The sequence below is a fragment of the Alkalibacterium sp. m-11 genome, assembly GCF_054658155.1.
Genome location: NZ_BAAGIR010000188.1, coordinates 1 through 3,103, shown reverse-complemented (window position 1 = coordinate 3,103; position 3,103 = coordinate 1). Strand labels below are relative to the sequence as shown.

Here is a 3,103-nt window from a genome sequence, read left to right as displayed (position 1 = left end):
CCACTCAACTGGATATGAGTATTCACTATTAAATAAATGGACACCTTATCCATAAGAAATCAGGCTAGAAACAGCTTAACCAAGCTGTTTCTAGCCTGTTTAGTCTTCTTTAAGTGCGAAACTCAGGTCTTCGGCTGCTTCCCTGACAAAGGAGATGATCGGATCAAAAGCATCAAAAGGATGATGGAAAAACAGATCCTTTTTTCTTGCCAGCGCATAGACTGACTGCTTTTTCAGCTCAGCTGGATAGTTTGGCTCAAATGGCCTGAAGGATTCTGTTATTCCCTGCTCCTTCAAAAGAGGGATGATTTCACTTAAAAAAGTCAGATCCAGAGGGCCATTCAGGGTATAGATATCCCGCTGCTTGATAGATAGAGCTTTTTTAAGCAAAGCGACATCCTCATTAACTGAAACTGCACTCTCTCTCCGGTCGATTTCGAGCCTCACAGCCATTCCGTTTTTACGTTTCTCCAGATAGTCTTCAATGGCCGAAAGCAGGTCATCTGCGCCTTCTTCCTGAATCTCCAGATCGGCATTTCGTGTAATACGGAAAGTGAAGGAGTACGTGACATCGTAGCCTTTGAAGAGGTCAGACAGAAATGAATAAATCAGGTCTTCGATCAGCAGGAGATAGGTATGCTCGTTATTGTGAACAGCATACACCCTGGACAGACGTTCCGGAACTGGCACGATGGCTATGAACGGCTTACCGGACCGCTTCAGTTTGACGAACAAGTGCAATACTCCATCGCTCAGATGAGGAAACGGACGATAGGCATCGATACCGTAAGGAGTGATAGCCGGCTTGATTTCCCTTTCGAAGATGGCTCGGGCCTTATTTTTGTCACTTTCGTTCAGTTCCCATACTGATTTGAAATAAAGCCCCTCTTCATTCAGCTGCTTTCTTTTAAGGTCAAACAGATCATACTGGCGGCGCACATTGATCCGGTTTTTCTTAGTGATCTCCTGAAGCTGCTTTTTAGGCGTCCACATCTTTTTCGTGTCCGGTTCTTCAACCCCCATTTTCTGCTGATCCTGAAGTCCCGCGACCCTTACTTTATAGAATTCATCCAGGTTTGATGCCCCAATGGATAAAAAAGTCAGCTGCTCCAATATAGGATTGGCAGGATCGTTCGCTTCTTCAACGACACGGGCATTGAAATCGAGCCAGGACAGCTCTCTGTTCTGGAAATGAATCGGATCATCAATCATGATTTCTCTACTGCTCATACTTATTCCTCCGCTTTGATAGAGCCTTCAGTCACACTCTTAAGTGAAATAGTAAGTGGTTTGCCAAGAACTCGTTCGAAATGGTTCTTATGCTTGTTTAACCGATATTCTTCTGCAATCGCATCACCCATATATGTCACATCCAGACGGTAGTCATCCCCGTCTTCCTCGAGAGCCATATCCTGAACAAAATTGACGTGTGAATCATTCAGCGCCTCCGCAAACTTGATGATGCAACCCAGATGAAGCAGGGCTTCCTTTTCATCATCGCTGAACCAGTCGTCTACTGTTTTTACATATTGTTTGAACAGTGATCTGTTTTTATAGCTGGCCAGCAGAGCCAGTCTGACCCTGTCTTTGTGACTGAATCCATGAAGATTCGTATTGGAAATGATGTAGAATGTGTGCTGCGATTTGGAATCATCTTCTATATAACTGCCCAGGTAATATAAAGTTGCTCCATAATGAAGAAGATAGAGCTGCTCTTCGCTGACTTTCAGGATACCTTTTTCCTTTAAAAGAGTAATGAGCTGGTCAGCGAGCATGATGCGCTGATGGGCACTGATCGGGCGTATATCATACTGTTTGAACAGGCGCTGAACAGTCTGACGCTTCACACCGTAAAGATCATAGGGCTCTCTGTACTCTTTGTTGAGCCGTTCAAGGATGATGCCTTCACGCAGACCTCGGTTACTGATGGCAAAGCTTGGCGCAGCCATCACATCGACTAGTTCCTTGAAGACAATCCCTGCTGGAATGATGATGTCCCGGCGGTCCCCGCTTAAGCCATCAAGATCGCTCAAGTCGTCCATAGAACTATCTACTAGCAGATCAAAGGTGTTTTCCAGCTCATCGGGTGTCATCTGATATTCATGAATACCGGCAATTGGGTAGTCGGTCTGACGCTGGTTGATTTCAGCATAGTTACGTGCCGACCCACCGATTCCGATCAGAGGCACCTGCGCATTGGGCACCCACTCAAGCTGCTTGAACTGATCTCTGATCCACTTGGTGGCTTTCTCAATAGACTTTTTGTCATTGTGCTTTTTGTCCGAGAAAAACTGTCGTCTTAAAGATACCGTTCCGAAAGGGAAACTGTGTACTTCCTTGACTTCTTTGTCTTTGAAAAGGGTCAGTTCAGTACTCCCCCCACCGATATCGATACTGATTCCATCCATAAGGTGCATAGTATGCCGGACTGCATAGTTTCCGTAATACGCTTCTTTTTCTTCCGCAAGCAGCTCCAGTTCCAGCTTGAGAACCTCTTGTACCCGCTGGATGATGGTGTCACGATTCGCTGACTGACGAACAGCAGCAGTAGCTATTGCCTTCAAATCTTTTATAGCGTAACGTTCAGCTATTGCAGTAAAACTTCTGAGGACAGCCAGGAGTACGTCGATACCCTCATCAGACATCTTCTTGCTGTCGTCCAGATACTGGACAAGCCGGGCAGGTGTCTTGATATTCTGCAGCTCGGTCACTCCTTGATAGTCGTCCATTTCGAAGATGACCAGTCGTATTGTATTTGATCCCACATCTATTAATCCAAACCGTTCATTAGCCATAATGCACGCTCCAATCTCCTTTTTATCTTTAAACAAGCTCTATTTCTTAACTTAATCATACTAAAAGCGAGAAGGCTATGTCTAAAATCAGACCTTTTTTACAATTATATTACAAAAAACAGGAAAGCGATACCATAACTGGGTTTGATTACAATAGCTACAAGTATACAGCTTAATATTTATCTATGTGTAAAATAGTTGTCGGAAAGTAAAATAGTAGGGCAAGAAATTAAAGTAGACAAAAAGAAAGAAGACCCTTAATCTAGAGATAACCACAAATCCAGAAAAGAGGTCTTCTTATGAATCAA

Annotated in this window: 2 protein-coding genes; both read right to left on the bottom strand. The window is 44.1% G+C overall.

The window, feature by feature from the left end; translation table 11 throughout:
- Positions 1 to 99: 99 nt before the first annotated feature.
- Positions 100 to 1,230: a polyphosphate kinase gene (locus tag ACYQ2O_RS11395; protein WP_459796648.1), complete on the bottom strand. Its 1,131-nt coding sequence runs from the start codon at positions 1,228 to 1,230 to the stop codon at positions 100 to 102.
- Positions 1,231 to 1,232: 2 nt separating this feature from the next.
- Positions 1,233 to 2,795 carry a Ppx/GppA family phosphatase gene (locus ACYQ2O_RS11390; protein ID WP_459796647.1) on the bottom strand — a complete coding sequence of 521 codons (1,563 nt, stop codon included), beginning with the start codon at positions 2,793 to 2,795 and terminating at the stop codon, positions 1,233 to 1,235.
- Positions 2,796 to 3,103 lie beyond the last annotated feature (308 nt).

Coding starts and splice junctions, on each gene's coding strand:
- ACYQ2O_RS11395 (WP_459796648.1), bottom strand. CDS start 1,230: ATGAGCAGTAGAGAAATCATGATTGATGATCCGATTCATTTCCAGAAC.
- ACYQ2O_RS11390 (WP_459796647.1), bottom strand. CDS start 2,795: ATGGCTAATGAACGGTTTGGATTAATAGATGTGGGATCAAATACAATA.